This window comes from Deefgea rivuli DSM 18356, from assembly GCF_000620145.1.
In the GTDB taxonomy this organism is placed as follows: domain Bacteria; phylum Pseudomonadota; class Gammaproteobacteria; order Burkholderiales; family Chitinibacteraceae; genus Deefgea; species Deefgea rivuli.
Genome location: NZ_JHVM01000014.1, coordinates 37,228 through 55,753, shown reverse-complemented (window position 1 = coordinate 55,753; position 18,526 = coordinate 37,228). Strand labels below are relative to the sequence as shown.

Genomic DNA, 18,526 nt, shown 5'->3' with positions numbered 1-18,526 from the left:
CTCAGAAATCGCGTAGATGAACTAAGCTAAGAATTCGATCAATCGCGATTGAATTTATGATGCTAACTTGGCTTAAAGATTGGTTTCACAAACCTACGCCCACTCTCGCGACTGCACCGCCATTGCGCTCGGCATCCAGCAGCGCGAAACCGACAGCACATCCAGGTTTAATGCGGCGGCAATTGGTACTCGATCACCATTTGCGCGCACATGCGTATGCGCTGTCTTTGCGGCATTTACCGCAAGCAACGCACGCTAACGCGCATTTGCTGCGCAATGACGAAATCTTACTCTGCGAAGTCAGCCTGCTGCTGGCGCAAGACCATGCGCCACAGCGGCCATTGTGGTTAGAGCTGGAATGGGAGAGCTTGGCTTCATCTCGCTTTGCGGGTATTCAAACCGATCACGCGCTCACCCTGTTGGCGCGCGGGCGCTTGCCAAGCGAAACGGGGCCGTTGATTCACGAATTTAAACAGCATTGGGCAACGCATACTTTGGGCTGCACCTATGATGCGCAACTTTTGAGCGTGCCGCATCTGGGTGAGCAAATTCAGCTGATTCATATCCAAATTGCCGATGCCGATATCAGCCAAATCAGCCAGCTTATCCAAAAATGCCATCAGTTCGCACCCAATGCCAAGCTTTGGGCCGATGGCGTCAATAGCCAAGAAACTGCCGAAGCCTGCATCGGGATGGGGATTAATTTCGTTTCGGGCGCGATTTTTAGCCATCCACCCCAACTGGGGGGGCATTTACCCGCATCATTTATGCGCTTGAATCAGGCTTTGCAACAAGCGCAAGCGGGGGCGCCATTTACCGATATTGCCGAAACGATTCGTGTTGATCCTGCTTTATCGACACGCTTATTGCGTTATGTGAACTCTGCCGCCTTGGGGCTCAATCACCCGATTAATTACTTAATTGATGCACTGAATGTGTTGGGGCAGCAGCGGCTGTATCGCTGGTTGGCTTTGCTGCTATTTAATCCGAGCGATGCCAGTCCACTCGATGATACTTTGCTAGAAGCGGCATTAACCCGTGCGCGCTTGATGGAATTGCTCGGCCTAGCACATTTGTCGCCAGCGCAATGTGAACTGCTGTTTTTAACAGGTTTGTTTTCTCTACTTGATTATTTGTTGCGCGTGCCGCGTAGCTTATTGCTCAGCGAATTGAAAATGCCTGAACTCGTTGCGCAAACGCTGGCGGGCAGTCCTACCGTATTAACACCGTATTTGAATTTGGCAATTCAAAGCGAGCAAGGCGAACTGCCCGACGCCACCTTATTGCAACAATGCCACTGCGATGCTTCGCATTTTAATCAATATCAACTGGATGCGACGATGTGGGTATTGACCACATTGTCGAGCTAGCATGAAGCCACATCGACTCATTCGCGCTATCAGTCAGCTCCCTGCTAAACGGCGGCGCATTATGCTGATCGGCGCTTTATCGTTGATCACAACGGCTTTACTACTTTGGCATCACTGGGGAATGAATCGGCATTTAAGAATCGAACCGCCGTATTTTAAAGCGGAGCCGACATCAGAATTAATCTCAGATGGTGCAGGCTTGAGCACTAGCCGTGTTACACCGCAAAGCGACGGCTGGCGCGTCGATTGCGAGCTGGTTTTATCAAAACGCGCGCCGTATTGCGGCTTCGATCTCTTTTTTAAGCCCGCTGGTGAAGGGATTAATTTATCCCAGTTTGATACGGTGCGAATTCGTTATCACTATGTCGAACCATCGCAGCATCTACGCGTTTCTTTATTTAATTTCTCGCCTAAATTTAGTAAGTCCAATGATTATCTGAGTAATAAAATTGAGGATGTGGTTTTGCTGGCGCAGCCAGAATGGCAAGAGCAGACGTTCTCCTTATGGGATTTTAATGTGCCTACATGGTGGATTTTGCAGCGAGGCGCATTACCCAAAGAAGCGGGGGTTGAGTTTGATCGCGTGGTGCAGATGCGGATTGTCACGGGCTACGATGTGCAAGCGGGAAAGCAGCAGTTTACGATTGCGTGGATTGAATTCACGGGAAAATGGATTAGCGCGGCTAACTTACGTTTATTACTGCTGTTTATGTGGTTGTTCGCGGGTTTTATTAGCTTGCTTTGGGAGTGGCGTAGCGATGTCAGTAAACTTCGCAGTAGTCGGCAAAGGCAGCAATGGTTAGAAAATACCAATCTGGTGTTAACGCAAGAAACGCAATTACTGGCTGATCGTGTGCGGGTTGATCCGCTCACGCAAATTTGTAATCGTGAAGGCTTGGCTAATTTCCTGTCACAGCACTGCCAAAGCCAAGATCAGCCGATTAGCCTGATTTTTTTGGATCTAGATCATTTTAAGAAAATTAACGATGCGCATGGACATGCCGTTGGTGATGCCGTTTTACAGCAGTTTGCCAGCTGGGTTTCGCAGCAAATTCGTACGACAGATTGCCTAGTGCGCTGGGGTGGTGAAGAGTTTTTATTAATTAGCATTAAAACCAATCTGGCTGGCGCTGCAGGCTTGGCCGAAAAAATTCGTGCAAGTCTTGCACAAACCCCATGGCCGAATCAGCTGGTAGTGACCTGCAGCGCAGGTGTCGCTGAAATGGCGGAAAATGAAGCCTTTGCCAGTGTGATGGAGCGCGCTGATGCTGCGCTGTATCAAGCCAAAGCAGCTGGACGAAACCGAATTGAAATTGCGGTATTTTCTCCAGAAAAAGCCGAGAAACCGAATACTTGATTGATGGGTATTTCATTGTAGACATGGTTAAATAAGCCCCACATTAATATACCTGTTGCCTTAATGTATTTGAACTGGGCGGCTTCAGTGCCAATGAAGATTGAACTAGCACTGCGAAATTTTGCTTGATGTATCGACCCAATGATTGATCTTGCCACTGATAGCTTGATGCTTGGCTGAGGCTGTTCGGTTAGACTGAGCGACAGGCCGATGTCGGCCAACAACAGACTCTGACACTCAACAATTTTGAGGTAAATGAACGTCGTCAATGACTCCAACTGCAGACGCTCAAACTGTGTCGCGAGCGCCAACTCCTCGTCCAAATCCGACCAAATCAGCCTTGGAGTTCAATTGTGAAAATAAATAAATTCATTTCTATTTCTATTTCTATTTTGTCCTTATCCATATTTTCGGCAAATGCCGCTCAGATGGCTGATGCCATCACTTTATATAACAACAAAAACTATGAACAGGCACTGGTTGAATTTAAGCCGTTCGCGAGCGACAACTCAGTAGCGCAACGTTATCTTGCGTTGATGTATGAAGAGGGCAAAGGAGTATTCGAAAATCCTGTGCTTGCAGCTAGTTGGTATCGAAAAGCGGCAGACAAAGAGGACTCTGAAGCGCAATTTAGGCTTGCTGAACTTTACAGACTCGGCCACGGCGTGCCACAAGATAAGCGCTATGCTGCAATTTGGTACCGTAAGGCTGCCGATAGAGGACATGCGCCAGCACTCACACAGCTACAAAAAATATCCTATGTTTTGGAAGGTAATTCGCAAGACAAAAAGCAAGTTGTAACATGGTATCGCCAACTTGCCGAGTTAGGCAGTATCCCCGCGCAATTAGAAATGGGTGAGTTATACATACTAGGTGATGGGCCCCGCCGGGCTGAAGGCATCCGAAGTGACGACGGGCTAGCTCTAGCTTGGTATCAGAAAGCGGCTGAGCAAGGTAATGCCACAGCACAAGTGAAACTAGGCCTGATTTATGAGAAAAACTCAGAGGTACCTAGTAATCAGGTTAAAGCCATGTTTTGGTATCGAAAGGCTGCTGAACAAGGAGATGCAGAGGGGCAATTTAAACTAGGTAGTAGCTACCACTCTAAGTGGGTAAACGCCATGTTATCCCCAGAAAAATCGAAGGAGCCAGACGATTTAGTGCAAGCCGTTAATTGGTATAAAAAAGCGGCCACGCAAAATTATATTGAAGCGCAGAATCAGCTAGGCATTATGTATACAAGAGGAGATTTGCCCGTTGATAATACGCAAGCAGAATATTGGTTTCGTAAGGCAGCAGAACAAGGTGATGATGAGGCTCAAGCAAAGATTGGAGCCATGTATACGCTTGGTCGCGGAGTGCCGAAAAATGATGCTCTAGCCGTATTTTGGCTTAAAAAATCAGCGATTCAAAATAACGAAGATGCTCAACGTATGCTTGCCGACAAATATATGAAGGGTAAAGGCATACCTAAAGACGAAGTTCAAGCGGCATACTGGTATCGGCAATTGGCTAACTCACACGGGATGAGTGCGAGCTCAGCCCAATTAACTTTGGCTGATATGTATATGAATGGGCGGGGAGTAGAAAAAAACCTTGAACAAGCTATTGCTTGGTACCGTAAAGCTGCTGGCACAAGTTGCGTTGCTGCTAGTTGTCTTGAAGCTCAATCTAAACTGGGTGACTTGTATAAAGAAGGGCACGGGGTGCCGCAGAATTTTACTCAAGCTAAGAGCTTGCATAGCAAAGCGGTTACTCAAGGAGGTAGTGAGGCTTCGCTCAAACTCAAAGAAACAGCGAACTCCGTAGCCAGCATATCATCCAAGCAGGAACTGGCATACATCAAAGAGGTTGAGCAAGGCAATCCAGTTGCACAATTCAATCTGGCTACTTTATATGATGCAGGCGAAGTGCTTGCTCAGAATGATGCTAAGGCAATGATATGGTATCGAAAAGCAGCTGAACAAGGTCATGCAAAAGCGCAATTTAAGCTTGCTACTATGTATATGAAAGGGCGTGGCGTATCAAAAAATGATACCAACGCTGCTAATTGGTTTATCAAATCAGCAGAGCAAGGTGACGTTGAAGCTCAAGTCATGCTCAGTATGCTCTATGTAATTGGGCTGGGCGTATCCATAGATAAAGAGCGAGCAGAGTTTTGGCATCGAAAAGCAAGCAATCATGATTCGACGGAAATAAAATAATCCATAAGTGGTTGCAAAAGTCACTGGTCAGCCTAAAAAATTTATGCGCATTCCGATGTGCTATCGCACACCTAAACCAACCTTGTTGGCTGCTACGTATCTACACAAACGATGGTTTTTGCAATAAGCAATAGTCCGCTTCTGATGGCGAACGACAGCTTGCCCATGTTACCTGCCACTCATTGCGCCTACGACAGAGTGTCTGTAGTGGGTCGAGAGCTGCCAGCATGGTAGTTTGAGCAGAATGTATAAAGCCCAACGTTTACCTGTTGGGCTAGTTCAGCGCTACTTAGAATCAAGCCAGCTTCGGCTCGTCAACAGCCCTAAGTGCCTTGGTATTTGAAGTGATTAATTTCTTCAAGTAGCTGATGCGTCAGGTGGCCTAAGTTTGCTGCCGATTGGCTCATGCTGCCGACGGCGGCGGTGTTTTGATCGGTCATTTGTGCGACGCGCTCAACTTGCTGCGCAATCAGTAGCGTGCTGGATTTTTGCTCGCCCAGCGAGTCAGCAATATTGCTAATCGCCACATCCGCTTTGCCCACATCATGATTAATGCCTTCGATACTTTCCCCTGCATCGCCTGCCATTTGCGCGCAGCCGTGCGCTAGATGCACGGTGCGGTTAATACTGGTGACTGCATCTTGGCTGGTTTGGCCGATTAGGCTGACCATTTTTTGAATGTCGACGGTGGCAGCGGCGGTGCGCTCAGCGAGTTTACGTACTTCATCGGCGACGACGGCAAAGCCGCGGCCTTGTTCACCCGCGCGTGCGGCTTCAATTGCGGCATTGAGGGCGAGCAAATTGGTTTGCTCGGCCACATCTTTAATTACACTCACCACCGAGCTGATTTTTTCCGCGTCATTACCCAGCATCGCTACTTTTTCTGCGGCCACCGCAACAGCTTGATCGATGCCTTGAATTTCGCGCACCGTATCTTGAATCGCACGGCTACTTTTTTCTGCGGCATGGCGTGTTTGCGTACCCAGTGTTTTTGCATCGTGTGCGCTATCGGCTACATGGGAAATGGCGACGGTGACTTCTTCGACTGCTGCCGCCATTGAGCTGGTCGCTTCGGCGCCCAGATGTGTGGCTTGCGCGACTTCTTCGCTACTACTGGCTAGATTATGGGTTTCTTGCGTTACCACCCGAATGGCTTGGGCGACATTGCTCACCAAGTGCTGAGTTTTGTTGGCGAGATCGTTATACGCTTGGGCAATACCGTCGATTTCATCATCACCTGGGGTCGGTGCGCGTAGCGTTAGGTTTTGTTGATCTCGCGCGGCATATAGGCATTGGCGCAGCGCCTGAATTTTGCGATTCATACCGATAATCACCCACGCCGAATAGGCGGCGCCAAAGCACAGTGCAATCAGGATGAGGCTGATCGTTAGCACTCGCATTTGGGTATATTCTTTTTGCGCCGTTTCAAAATTGTTTTTGGTTTCAGATAATTGCAATTCAACCAGTTTGGAAATAATCCCCGAAAGCGGATCAATTGCCGGGTAGAGCGTTTGGCGTGCAAAGGTGTCGAGCGCAGCAGCATCATTGCTGATTAGCAATTGCTCTAGCTGCGCCACCGCCGCATCGGCTTTTTGCCGTGCCGCCGTCGCATCGGCGACCAGCTGAGCTTCGCTATCGGTGAATTGAGTGGCGGTATAAGCCCGCCATTGCGTTTCAATTTGCAGCTTGGCTTCTTTGACCAGCGCCAACGCTTCGGCGGGTTTGATATTTTGGTGATTGGTTTTATGCGTGGTGTCGACAATATTCACCGCATACATATCGGCAATAATTTTGAGCTGATTGATCGGTAAGACGCGATCTTTATAAGTGGTTTCAAAGGCTAAGTTGGTTGCGGCCAAGCCTTTAATACCAAAGACACCCAGTGCAAGCATAAGAAACAGCAGCCCAGCACTGAGGCTAATTAATTTCCAGCGAATGCTCATGATAATCCCCATTAAAACAGCGGAGTGATGGTTTAGTTGTAGTGCTTACAGCTAAAAATAATGCTTGAGTGACAGCTTGGCTGACCAAAGGTCGTTTGTATTGAATGGCTTGCATCCTTGGCGCATATCCCGTTCAATACGCCCCTTCGCAGCTCAAATCCTAAAGATCATGACCGTCGCATCGCCCTGTATTAATTTGTGCAAATTGAATGAACGCCGTCAGCATTGCGTCGCGTGCCTGCGCACGCTGGATGAAATTCGCGCTTGGTCAAAAAACTCTGATCAAGAAAAACTCGCGGTGTGGGCAAGATTGCAGCGAGTCCCCACCCCCATTGAAGCTTGAGTTTTTCGCTATTCATCGTTCTAGAAATTCAGCGGAGAATTGCGAAGCGATGATCAATCGGCTGTCATCGCGCTAATTTATTTAATTGATGTATCTTGTTGTAGCCTTTATTTAAAAAGGACTACATGGCAATACCTATCAATAGAATGTCGGGTGAGGGTGAAAAGAAATCGTCATTATTCTTGGCTGCTGCTACTTAAACGTCGTAAAGAGGTTTCTAGACTTTCGATCCGGTGCACAGATTCCTCAACCAACTTTTGAATTTCTTGTGCAGAGCTGGCCGATTCAACGGCTAATTTACGTACTTCATCGGCCACGACGGCAAAGCCCCGTCCGGCTTCGCCAGCGCGAGCGGCTTCAATCGCCGCATTGAGTGCCAGCAAATTGGTTTGTGCTGCAATCGAATTGATGGTGTTGATAATGAGTCGGATTTGATTGCTTGATGCAATCACTTGCCCCATTTCTTCGTCGGTGACGCGGCTGGCTTCCATTTTGGAAGTGACATCCACGCCATAACTCACGATATATTTGAGCTTGCCTTCGGTATCTAATAAGGGCGATACCGTTGACGACAGCAGTACGATTTTTTCATTCACATCATATAATTCAAATTCACCCGACACTTGCTCGCCCCGCAGCACCCGTTCGAATTTTTCTTGGCCCATAATTTCTGGCAAAGTACGGCTGTGTGCGATTAAAGCTTTCTGATCGGAAAAACCCAAATGTTGCATGATATAGCTATTGGCTTCGAATAATTTACCGTCTTTATCCCATTCGCCCACCGCATTAGTGCGACCAATCGCTTCAAAACGCATACCGTATTCGACGGATTTTTCTTTGGTGGCGGAAATATCAGCTTGAATTGAAATGTAATTCGTCAATTTGCCGCTATCATTTGTGACAGGATTAATCGCTAAAGAAATCCAATGCGGATTACCGCGCTTATCGTAATTCAGAATTTCACCATAAAACGGCGTTTTACTCTGTAGGCTCTGGCGAATCGCCACTATCGTTGCTGGATCGGTTTGCTTGCCTTGCAATAATTGCCCTGGTTTTTTGCCTTTTGCTTCAGCTGCTGAATAGCCAGTCAAATTAGTAAATCCGTGATTTACAAAAATAATCAAACCATTCGCATCGGTAATAATGATTGAATTATCGGTTTCATTCACGACTAAAGACAGCAATCTGAATTCGGCACGCTGGCGGATTTGCTCGGTAATATCGCTGGCATATTTAACGACTTTAATTAAAGTGCCATCGGGAGTTTTAATCGGGTTATACGTGGCATGAATCCACACTTCCTTGCCGCCTTTACCAAAGCGGCGATATTCCGCAGTTTGGTATTCGCCTTTTCTCAGCTTATCCCAAAAAGCGCGATATTCCGGGCTATTGGCTTCTTGGCTATCGACAAAAATCTGGTGATGCTTGCCCACCACTTCGTTTTCGCTATAGCCCATCAATTGCAGGAAGTTTTGATTGGCGCGCAAAATCGTACCTTGCAAATCAAATTCAATCACCGCTTGCGCACGGCTAATCGCCTCAACTTGCGACGAATAATCCGAATTTTTAATCACTTGCTCGGTGATATTAGTCGCGAATTTGATAACTCTCGTTACTTTGCCATTGCGAAAAATCGGCGTGTAGGACGCTTGAATCCAGATTTCTTGGCCGCTTTTGGTAATGCGCTTAAACGACTGAGTTTGCGCTTGGCCGCTGCGTAGTTTTTCCCAGAATTCACGATATTCAGCACTATTAGCTTCGTCTTTCGCGACGAAAATCCGATGATGCTGGCCGACCACTTCATCGAGCCGATAACCGAGTAATTGCAAAAAAATAGGATTGGCATTTTCAATCGTGCCATCAAGTTTGAATTGGATCACGGCTTGCGTGGTGTTCAATGCATTGACAATATCTTGGGCATTTTGCCGATTAAATAAACGACTCAGTGAAAACATAAATGCTGTCCTGTGAAAATTAAGCGGCTAGTTACGAATAAATTTAAAAATTAGTATGGTTCATGAAGATAAAAAAATCGGCTTTTTTTTATCACCAAAGTGCAGTGCAGCATCGTTTCGTTTGGGTGGGAGTCAGATAGGCAATTGAAAATGATGTTTTACCTTGATGTATTTTCTCGTAGGCTTTGTTTAATAATGCCTTTGTGGCAATACCCATGCATTAATACCAAGCGACGCCGCGTAGATTTTGGCAAAATAGCTCGAATTTTTGGGAGATTGTGATGCGTCGTTTTTTGTTCTTATTTGCTTTTTTACTCAGCCCTGCCGCCTTGGCGCTGGAGATTCAAACGAGCCCGCAAATTGCAGCACACTTTCGTGATGCCAAGGTGAGCGGCACGTTTGTGATGCTGGATGTGGGCGCGCAGCGCTGGATAGGCCACAATACGGCGCGTGCGGCGACGCGGTATTCACCGGCATCGACGTTTAAAATTCCCAATAGCCTGATTGGTTTGGCGACCGGCTCGGTAAGCAGTGTGGACGAGGTGTTTTATCATTACGACGGCACGCCGCAATATCTGAAATCGTGGGAACACGATATGGGTTTGCGCGGCGCTTTGCCTGTGTCGAATGTATCGGCGTATCAAGAGCTGGCGCGGCGGATTGGTTTGACGCCTATGCAGCAAAATCTAAGCTTGTTGAATTATGGTAATAAAACGATAGAGGGCGGTGTCGATCAATTTTGGCTGAATGATTCGCTGAAAATCAGCGCGGTAGAGCAAGTGCAATTTTTGACTCGCCTTGCGCAAGGTGCATTACCTTATTCGGCAGAAATACAGGCGGCGGTACGTGAGATTACGTTGCTGGAAACCGGCAGAAATTGGAAGTTATATGGCAAAACAGGTTGGACTGGCCGCAAGCAGCCATCGATAGGCTGGTTTGTCGGTTGGGTGGAGCAAGACGGCAAATTGTATAGCTTTGCGCTGAATATGGACATTCCCGATGCCAGTGATTTACCCAAGCGGATTGATATCGCAAAGGCGAGTTTACGCACGCAAGGTTTGCTGCCTACAGTCAAATGAAATTGAAAAAGGCCATCAAAGGATGGCCTTTTTATTAGAAGCCTGAGGGTCGCAGAAGCTACAGCAGAATACTGCTCAGTAAAAATCCGCTCGCGACCGACGTAATCGAACACACCAAGCCGGGCAGCATAAAGCTGTGATTGAGTAAATATTTGCCGATGCGGGTTGTGCCAGTGCGGTCAAAATTAATCGCGGCAATCACGGTGGGGTAGTTGGGGATAAAAAAGTAGCCATTCACACTCGGGAACATTGCGATCAAAGCGGGTGCAGGCAGACCCAGCGCGATGCCCAGCGGCAGCATGGCGCGTATCGTTGCCGCTTGCGAATACAATAAAATCGACATGCCAAATAAAGCTACCGCAAACAGCCACGGCTGCGCGGTGACGATGCTTTGGATTGAGCCAGAAAAAAAGCTCAAATTGCTTTGAATAAAAGTGTCACCCATCCACGCCACGCCAAAAATCCCGATTACCGCTGCGGAACCCGCACGAAACACCGAGCTTTTTATCACTTCTTCGGGGTTCACTTTACACAGCAAGAGCATCAACGCCGCAGCCGATAACATGACGATTTCAATCGCTTGCGACATATCCAGCTGCACGATGGTGCCATCGACCAGCCACGTTGGGCGCAGCGTTGGGATAGAGCCCAGCAAAACGACGGTGACCACTGCCGCAAAAAAGATCGCCACTGAGCGGCGCGCACCGTGGGGCAAGGTAATCGATGCTTGCTGCTGGTTTTGCGCAAAATCGCCGCGCTCAAGTCGTTCGCGGTAGACGGGATCTAAATGCAGCTCGCAACCTTGGCGACTCGCCATTAACGCGCCCGCCATCGTGCCGATCAAGGTGGCTGGAATCGCAATTTGCAAAATATCGCCCAAATGAATGCCTGCTGGCGACAACAACGCCAACAAAGCCACCGTGGCAGCTGAAATCGGGCTGGCAGTAATCGCCGCTTGCGATGCAATCACGGCAATCGATAAAGGCCGCTCTGGGCGTACGCCTGATTCATGCGCCACTTCGGCAATGACAGGCAACACCGCGTAAGCAACATGGCCTGTTCCGGCAAACAGCGTGAAAAAGTAAGTCACCAAGGGCGCGAAAAAAGTGATGCGCTTGGGATTTCGGCGTAAGATTTTCTCGGCGATTTGCACCAAAAATGCCATCCCGCCTGCCGCCTGTAAACACGCCGCCGTCGTGATGACCGCGAGTATCATCAGCATCACATCAATCGGCGCAGAGGTTGGGCGTAAGCCGAACACAAACACCAAGATCGCCAAGCCCAAGCCACCCATCACGCCAAGGCCGACCCCTGATAAGCGTGCGCCCAATAAAATGGCGCCCAGCACCACCAATAACTCAATTGCAATCACAATAAAATCTCCACAATAGCCCTTATGCTGACATCAATTTCAATGCTGTGCAGTAAGCCATCAACATAGCACAGCGGTATTAATTACTCATATTTCGCGCCAAACCGATTAGCAGCGCGTGGCGGGTATAACTTACGCGTGAAGTAGCCCACAAAAATGTGCAGGTGCAGCATAATATGGTTACTTGTCATAGATTTGTAATCTAAGAGCAGGTAAAATGCACTTCATATAAACCATTTTAGGGGCAGCGCTATGTTGCGACTTCGGATATTAAGCTTAATGCTCGCTGCGCTGAGTTTGGCAGCACCTGCGCAGGCCGCCGTATTGTCGGCAGCGGGCGGATTGCAAGGGGCTGCAGTATTTGCTGCTGCGAATGGCAGCCTAGAGTCGGCCAATTTGCTGGCGGTGCCGGCTCCTCTGGGGGCGAATGTGTTGTCGGTGAAGCCTACGCCAAGCGTTAAAGCCGTTAAAGATGATGGTGATTCGCAAATCTACGCAATGATTGCCTTGGGTGTCATTGGCTTTACGGTGATCCGCCGCCGCCGTTACGGTCGCAACTAAATTGCTGTAAGTTGAAATCTTTAGATTAAAAAAAGCCGCTGCTGCGGCTTTTTTTAATGTCTTTAAATATCTTTGCAATTAGCGTTTTGGGTAGCCTTGGCCGCTCATGCAAGCATCATGATCGAGCGCGCTGTGTGCGCTAGCGCAAAATTGCTGTGCCTCTTTCTGCGATTTGGTTCTGTGCTGCTGATCTGGCCGGTACATTTTGTCATTTTTATCGCCATTGCCATAATAATTGCCGTCGTTGCGGCATTTCTCTTTCGTTTTATTGTTTTTTGAATCATAGCAATTGTGTTTTTTATCATCGTGATGCTCGCGGCAGTTTTGCCGAGCTTGCTCGTTTTTGAACTCCTTGCAATCATGATGTTTCGCCAAGCTGCTGACCGAGAGTAGGGCGAGGGTGATTGCAGTCAGTAGCTGATACATTCGCATGATGTTGGCCTGTGGATCAATTAAAAGTGGTTTTAGTATAGTGCAGCGCGGCTTAATTCTCCGCATCAATGAATTGGCAATTTAGGTATTTATTCTTAAGCCATCGTCTCCACCAATAAATCCAATAAGGCACGCACCGCAGGCGCTAGGCCGCGTTGGCTGGCGTAGACCGCTTGTAAATGGCTGAGCGGGAAACGCCATTCGGGTAGCACTTCGACCAATAATCCAGCCGCAATATCTGCACTAGCATCTTCTTGCGGCAACATCGTCACGCCAAGGCCATCAATCGCCGCTTGGCGACGCAAGCCAAAATGCTCGCTGACCAAGCGCGGTGGCAGTACAAATTCGCGAACCTCGCCTGCTGCATTCACCAGCCGCCAATGAATGCGTTGATCGGCGTTGACCGTGCCGAGCGCTGGCGCGAGCGTGAGTGCGCCGGGCGTGGTCAAGCCCCCCAGTTTTGCGACTAATTCAGGGCTGGCCACCAAAATACCGCGTGTGGCGCGCAGACGGCGTGTTGCCCATTGCGGGTCTTCATCATCGGTCGCCCGCACGCGCAGCGCGACGTCGATACCTTCTTCGAGCAAATCGACACGGCGTGTTGTCGCGATGGTTTCCAGCACGACTTTGGGATTTTCAACGATAAAACGCTGCAAAACCGGTGCTAAGCCATCGAGCAATGCCGGCGGCATGCTGAGCCGCACTCGCCCCGAAGGCTCGGCTTTCACGCTGGCAACGATGCACTCAGCAATTTCCGCTTCGCGTTGCAGCGCTTGGCAGTGGGTCAGAAATTTTTGCCCCACGTCGGTTAGCGTCAATTTTCGCGTACTGCGTTGCAGTAGCCGTACGCCCAAGCGTTCTTCTAATCCGGCAATTCGCCGTGATAAACGTGATTTAGGAATCCCCATTTGCCGCGCCGCCGCCGAAAAGCCGCCAAATTCAATCACGCGAGCAAAATAGACGTAATCGTTGTAATCAATATCGATTGGTAACATAGCTAGGACAATCCTTCCTGATTTTGCTGTCTAGTGCTTATTTTGCATCAAATGTACGATGTGTACATCTAATCATTTAACGCAAGAGGCAACAAAATGAACCTTCTTCATATCGATTCCAGCATTCTTGGCGACCATTCAGTATCACGCCAACTCACCGCCGAAGTGGTTGAAAGCATTCGCCTCGCCGAGCCAAGTGTGAACGTCACTTACCGCGATGTAACGCGCCAACTCAATTTGCAACTCGACGATGCATTTTTAGCCGCCAAAGGCACGCCAGCCGAATCACGTAGCGCCGAGCAAGCAGCGCAAGTGGCTTTGTCTGAAGCGGTAATGGCTGAATTTTTAGCCGCTGATGTGTTGGTGCTGGGCGCGCCGATGTATAACTTTTCGGTACCTAGCCAGCTTAAAGCATGGATCGATATGATTACCGTGGCCGGCGTGACGTTTAAATACGGCGCAAATGGCGCTGAAGGTTTGGCGACTGACAAACGCGCGGTGATTGTTGCGACGGCGGGCGGCCAGCATCAAGGCACGGCAACCGGCATTGCGCATATTGATTATCTGCGCGTGGTGCTGGGCTTTATCGGCATTAGCGATATCCGCGTGATTTCTGCCGAAGGGCTAGCTATGGGACCTGATGTTCGCGATCTAGCCATCGCCGCCGCACGTGAAAGCTTGAGTGGCGTCGCCAACTAAACGTATGCGTATTGCAGCTTGCTGTAATACGCAGTCTATGCAGCGCAGAGCAGGTGTTTATAATGCTTATATTGCCCACCTTGCTTGAGCTGCCAAAATGAATAAATTAGAAAATATTAACGTCCTTTCGTTTGACGCGATGCCAACGCCGGAAGACCTGCATGCGCGTTTGCCGATTTCTGAATATGCCGCTCAAGTTGTTGATGCGGGGCGTGAAGCGCTGAAAAATATTCTGGATCGCAAAGATAATCGTTTGATCGTCGTCGTTGGCCCCTGTTCGATTCATGATCCTGTTGCGGGTCTTGATTACGCGCGGCGCTTGAAAGCGCTGCAAGAAGAAGTCAAAGACACAATGCTATTGGTCATGCGGGTATATTTCGAGAAGCCACGTACTACAACAGGCTGGAAGGGATACATCAATGATCCAAGTATGGATGATTCTTTCCAGGTGGATTTGGGCATGGAAAAAGCGCGTCGTTTCTTGCTTGATGTGTGCGAGTTAGGCTTGCCGACGGCGACCGAAGCGCTCGATCCTATTTCACCGCAATACTTGGGCGATTTGATCGCATGGACGGCGATTGGCGCGCGCACCACTGAATCGCAAACGCATCGCGAAATGTCGTCGGGTTTGTCAACGCCAGTGGGCTTTAAAAACGGCACTGATGGCGATATCAGCATTGCGATTAATGCGATTTTATCCGCATCGCATCCGCATTCTTTCTTGGGCTTAAACGGCCAAGGTCGAGTATCCATTGTGCGTACGCGCGGTAATCAATACGGCCACGTGGTATTGCGTGGTGGTGATGGTCGGCCCAATTACGACACCGTGTCGGTGGCGATGGCCGAGCAAGCGCTGAAAAAAGCCAAACTCCCGACCAATATCATCGTCGATTGCTCGCACGCGAACAGCTACAAAAAAGCCGAATTGCAACCGCTGGTCATGGCTGATGTGATTAATCAAATCGTGAACGGCAGCCAAGCTTTGGTCGGCGTGATGATTGAATCGAATCTGGTCGCTGGCAATCAAAAAATCCCAGCCGATTTGGCCGAATTGATTTACGGCTGCTCGGTAACGGATGCTTGCGTGGATTGGACGAGCACCGAAACGATGCTGCTGGATGCGGCAAAGCGCTTGGCGCAACGTTAAGTGTTTAGCGCGATTCGGTGGAGTGGCTTGCATTCTTCTTTGCAATAAAACGAGGGCTGGAAACTTAATCCACATCGAGCAAGATTTGCAAAGTGTGCTTGATGTTGCGGCTCTACACTGCCGGTGTGCCGATATATGTCGGCGGCCTTGATTCTATCGCCTAGGGAGTGTCATGTTTAAACCATACTGTGGGCTTTTTCTCGCGGCCTTGTTGGCTGGTCAGTCTGTCATGGCGCAAACGCCGCCGCGTTTGCGTACGCCGTATATCGAGGCATGGAACCAATTGCCGCCCGCTGAAATGGAGCGCCAAGCGAAGGCTTTCCCTGAGACTTTCTTTATCGAAGGACCAGGTGATCGCAAAGAAATCGCGCTGACTTATGATGATGGCCCGAGTGAAGACACGCCCGCTTTGCTGGATTTATTAAAGCAGCAGCAAGTGAAAGCGACGTTTTTTTGGCAAGGTCAGAATGTGCTGAAGTATCCCGAGATTGTGAAACGCGCCTTAGCGGAAGGCCATGTGCTAGCCAATCACAGCTTTAACCATCCGAATCTGACTGAGCTTCCGGCGGATAATGCTTGGTGGGATCAGCAATTAGCCAAAACTCAGCAAGCGTATCAAAAAGTGGTCGGATTTCAGCCCAGTATGATGCGCCCACCGTATGGCTTTTTGGGTGATGCACAAATTAAAGCACTGAAAGATAAAAAAATGCAGGCCATTTTATGGTCGGTGGACAGTGCCGATTGGTTTCATACTTATCAAAACAGCGTCGATGAAGTCGCCAGCGGCAAAATCGTCAGCGTGGTGCTGCAATATATTCATCCTGAGGCGATTGTGCTTTTGCACGATGCAGGTGGACGCGGCCGTAAACCTACCATCATGGCCAGCGCCACATTGATTCCGCAGCTCAAGCAGCAAGGTTATCGTTTCACCACGGTGGATAAGCTGCTGAATATTCCAGCCAAGCTCAGCCCATAGCGGCAATGCTCGCAGCGCCACTTCAATTAGGCAAAACCGCGCGACATCATTGCCGCGCAGTTTTGTTGCAGGTTTGATTTGATCACGCCGCTGGTGAAGGCATTGCACTACAATGTTCGCATGACATTTTCATCGATTGCCGTTCCGGCAAAATCCCTCATTGATTCAAAGCGCTTGCGATGAATTGGGCGGCTTTTTTATTGCTGTTGTGCATGGTGCTGACCTTGACGTTGGCGCTCTATACGGCGCGGCGCAAAGTCTTTCCGGCCCGATATTATTATGTTGCCACTTTGTTAGCGGCGGCATGGTGGAGCGCGGCAGCGGGAATGGAAATGTGGCTACAAGCGCCAGCGGCAAAAGTGCTGTGCGCACAGTTCGCTTGGTTTGGGATTATGGCTGTGCCGAGCTTTTGGGCGATGTTTGTTTGGTCTTACGTCAAAGGTTATTATCAGCGCCCGACGTGGCAATGGCAGCTGGGCTTGTGGTTGATGCCCATCATCACCGTTGTGATCGCGCTGACTAATAGTGCGCATCATTGGATGTATAAAAGCACTTTGCCAGTCAGCGCCGCGCCGGGTGCTGCGATTGCGTATGAGCATGGTCCGTGGTTTTTTATCGCGGCGATGTTTATGTACGGCTATATGTCGCTGAGCATGTTGGTGATTTTGAATGCGCTGGCGCGCGCCAGCCAATTGCATCGGCGGCATTATGTCGGTTTGGCGATTGCAATGGCGGTGCCGTGGCTGGCTAATGCATCCTATGTGACAGGCTTAGTTACGCTGTTTGATTTTGATCCAACGCCGTTTAGCTTTTTGCTCATGGGCGGCGTGTTTTACTGGCTAATTTCGCATCGGCAACTATTTGATTTGCTACCGATTGCGCACGATGTTTTGCTCGATGCAATGCCCGACGCGGTCTTGGTGATTAACGAAGCCAAACAAATCGCGCAGCTTAATCGTGCCGCGCAAGCGCTGCCCGACATGCCCGCCAATGCCACCGGCCTACCATTGGCGCGGCTTGATTATCTCAGCAGCATTTTGCCCTCGCTGTGGGATAAGGAATTGCCAGTCGAGTTTGAGCTGAATCTAGGCGACGCCTATTACGATCTGCGCTCGGTCACGGTGTATTACCAGCATCAAGCCATCGGTTTGTTGCTGGTGCTGCGCAATATCACGCACCACAAACTGATACAGCTTGAGCTGCAACAAGCGCTGATTTTGCTCGAAGAACAACTCGAATCTAATGCCACGCTACAGCAGCAATTGCACGAAGCCGCGATTCACGATCCGCTCACCAGCCTGCACAATCGCCGTTTCCTCGACGAAATTATCCCTAGTCTGCTGGCCAGCGCCACGCGAAAACAGCAAACGCTGTCTTTGGTGATGATCGATTTGGATCATTTCAAAGCCATTAACGATCAGCACGGTCACGCCGCTGGCGACATCGTGCTGCGCCATGTGGCGCAGTTATTGCAAACGCATTTGCGGCAAAGTGACTTTTTATTTCGCATCGGCGGCGAAGAATTTCTCGTTCTGCTGCCCGATACCAGCGCCGAGCATGTCGTCCAGCAAGTTGCAGCATGGCGTGAGCTGCTGCACCTTCAGCCTCCTATCATCAACGGCCTGCCGCTCGCGATTACTTTCTCGGCAGGCATCGCCGAGCACCATTGGGCGCATCAAAGTCTCGATGTGGCCTTGCTGCATGCTGATCAGGCTTTGTATCAAGCCAAGGCCAATGGGCGCAATCGCAGTGAGTGCAAGGTGCTCTAAGCGCTGCGCTAGCATCAGTGGGGTTTCACCGCGAATTGCACCTAAACCAGCGCTGATTGCAATGTGTGAAATCGGCATCAAATTGGCGGCTTACACCTTCGGCTGGCTCGCCCAACAGTATCTATGTATTTGATTGTAGGCCTTTATTTATCTTGCCTATATGGCAATACATAGAATTAACAGAGCATGTTTAGATTACAAGTTGATAGTGGTTAAAGAATCACGGCATTCCCCCCCCTTGACGGGGGAGGGTTAGGGTGGGGGTGATACTACGGAGTGCAATTTAGGCTCAACACCCCCATCCCAGCCTTCCCCCGTCAAGGG

General features: G+C 49.4%; 14 protein-coding genes and 2 pseudogenes. 10 read left to right on the top strand and 6 right to left on the bottom strand.

Going from position 1 to position 18,526, the window contains the following annotated elements; genetic code table 11:
* Nucleotides 1–56: 56 nt before the first annotated feature.
* The 3 genes from Q320_RS20705 to Q320_RS18925 all read left to right on the top strand — a co-directional run bounded on the left by Q320_RS20705 (nucleotide 57) and on the right by Q320_RS18925 (nucleotide 4,931).
* Entirely contained in the window at nucleotides 57–1,370 is a 1,314-nt protein-coding gene (locus Q320_RS20705; protein WP_084282470.1) for an EAL and HDOD domain-containing protein, read from the top strand.
* Between the two features lies 1 nt (nucleotide 1,371).
* Entirely contained in the window at nucleotides 1,372–2,727 is a 1,356-nt protein-coding gene (locus Q320_RS0107395; protein WP_084282468.1) for a GGDEF domain-containing protein, read from the top strand.
* Nucleotides 2,728–3,080: 353 nt separating this feature from the next.
* The gene (locus Q320_RS18925) at nucleotides 3,081–4,931 is read left to right on the top strand and encodes a tetratricopeptide repeat protein (protein ID WP_051534560.1); all 1,851 of its coding nucleotides are present in this window, start codon (nucleotides 3,081–3,083) and stop codon (nucleotides 4,929–4,931) included.
* Between the two features lie 323 nt (nucleotides 4,932–5,254).
* Here the strand turns inward: Q320_RS18925 and Q320_RS0107385 are convergent, their stop codons facing one another.
* Nucleotides 5,255–6,874, bottom strand: a complete 1,620-nt coding sequence (locus Q320_RS0107385) for a methyl-accepting chemotaxis protein (protein ID WP_027468474.1) — start codon at nucleotides 6,872–6,874, stop codon at nucleotides 5,255–5,257.
* A 169-nt stretch (nucleotides 6,875–7,043) separates the two neighbouring features.
* Here Q320_RS0107385 and Q320_RS22230 point away from each other — a divergent pair, with 169 nt between their 5' ends.
* Nucleotides 7,044–7,217: a DUF1289 domain-containing protein gene (locus Q320_RS22230; protein ID WP_084282464.1), complete on the top strand. Its 174-nt coding sequence runs from the start codon at nucleotides 7,044–7,046 to the stop codon at nucleotides 7,215–7,217.
* Between the two features lie 256 nt (nucleotides 7,218–7,473).
* Here the strand turns inward: Q320_RS22230 and Q320_RS22225 are convergent.
* Both Q320_RS22225 and Q320_RS18920 read right to left on the bottom strand, forming a co-directional pair.
* A pseudogene (locus Q320_RS22225) lies at nucleotides 7,474–7,633 on the bottom strand (methyl-accepting chemotaxis protein); the annotation flags it as partial.
* Between the two features lie 93 nt (nucleotides 7,634–7,726).
* Nucleotides 7,727–9,172: pseudogene (locus tag Q320_RS18920) on the bottom strand (PAS domain S-box protein); the annotation flags it as partial.
* A gap of 281 nt (nucleotides 9,173–9,453) precedes the next feature.
* Here Q320_RS18920 and blaOXA point away from each other — a divergent pair.
* Entirely contained in the window at nucleotides 9,454–10,251 is a 798-nt protein-coding gene (gene blaOXA / locus Q320_RS0107370; protein WP_027468472.1) for a class D beta-lactamase, read from the top strand.
* A 58-nt stretch (nucleotides 10,252–10,309) separates the two neighbouring features.
* Here the strand turns inward: blaOXA and Q320_RS0107365 are convergent, their stop codons facing one another.
* A complete protein-coding gene (locus Q320_RS0107365; RefSeq protein WP_035853000.1) occupies nucleotides 10,310–11,623 on the bottom strand; it encodes an anaerobic C4-dicarboxylate transporter family protein in 1,314 nt (437 codons plus the stop codon).
* Nucleotides 11,624–11,875: 252 nt separating this feature from the next.
* Between Q320_RS0107365 and Q320_RS0107360 the strand changes: the two genes are divergently transcribed.
* Nucleotides 11,876–12,184, top strand: a complete 309-nt coding sequence (locus Q320_RS0107360; RefSeq protein WP_156939018.1) for a hypothetical protein — start codon at nucleotides 11,876–11,878, stop codon at nucleotides 12,182–12,184.
* 78 nt (nucleotides 12,185–12,262) lie between these two features.
* Here the strand turns inward: Q320_RS0107360 and Q320_RS0107355 are convergent, their stop codons facing one another.
* Both Q320_RS0107355 and Q320_RS0107350 read right to left on the bottom strand, forming a co-directional pair.
* On the bottom strand, nucleotides 12,263–12,616 hold the full coding sequence (locus Q320_RS0107355; RefSeq protein ID WP_156939017.1) for a hypothetical protein: 354 nt from the start codon (nucleotides 12,614–12,616) through the stop codon (nucleotides 12,263–12,265).
* 95 nt (nucleotides 12,617–12,711) lie between these two features.
* Nucleotides 12,712–13,611, bottom strand: coding sequence for a LysR substrate-binding domain-containing protein (locus Q320_RS0107350; protein ID WP_035852997.1), 900 nt, complete (start codon nucleotides 13,609–13,611; stop codon nucleotides 12,712–12,714).
* Nucleotides 13,612–13,707: 96 nt separating this feature from the next.
* Here Q320_RS0107350 and Q320_RS0107345 point away from each other — a divergent pair, with 96 nt between their 5' ends.
* The 4 genes from Q320_RS0107345 to Q320_RS0107330 all read left to right on the top strand — a co-directional run bounded on the left by Q320_RS0107345 (nucleotide 13,708) and on the right by Q320_RS0107330 (nucleotide 18,202).
* Nucleotides 13,708–14,310, top strand: coding sequence for an FMN-dependent NADH-azoreductase (locus Q320_RS0107345; RefSeq protein WP_027468467.1), 603 nt, complete (start codon nucleotides 13,708–13,710; stop codon nucleotides 14,308–14,310).
* A gap of 97 nt (nucleotides 14,311–14,407) precedes the next feature.
* Nucleotides 14,408–15,457, top strand: coding sequence for a 3-deoxy-7-phosphoheptulonate synthase (locus Q320_RS0107340; protein WP_027468466.1), 1,050 nt, complete (start codon nucleotides 14,408–14,410; stop codon nucleotides 15,455–15,457).
* Between the two features lie 172 nt (nucleotides 15,458–15,629).
* A complete protein-coding gene (locus Q320_RS18915) occupies nucleotides 15,630–16,433 on the top strand; it encodes a polysaccharide deacetylase family protein (protein ID WP_051534558.1) in 804 nt (267 codons plus the stop codon).
* Nucleotides 16,434–16,612: 179 nt separating this feature from the next.
* The gene (locus Q320_RS0107330) at nucleotides 16,613–18,202 is read left to right on the top strand and encodes a histidine kinase N-terminal 7TM domain-containing protein (protein WP_027468465.1); all 1,590 of its coding nucleotides are present in this window, start codon (nucleotides 16,613–16,615) and stop codon (nucleotides 18,200–18,202) included.
* The last annotated feature ends 324 nt before the right edge of the window (nucleotides 18,203–18,526 follow it).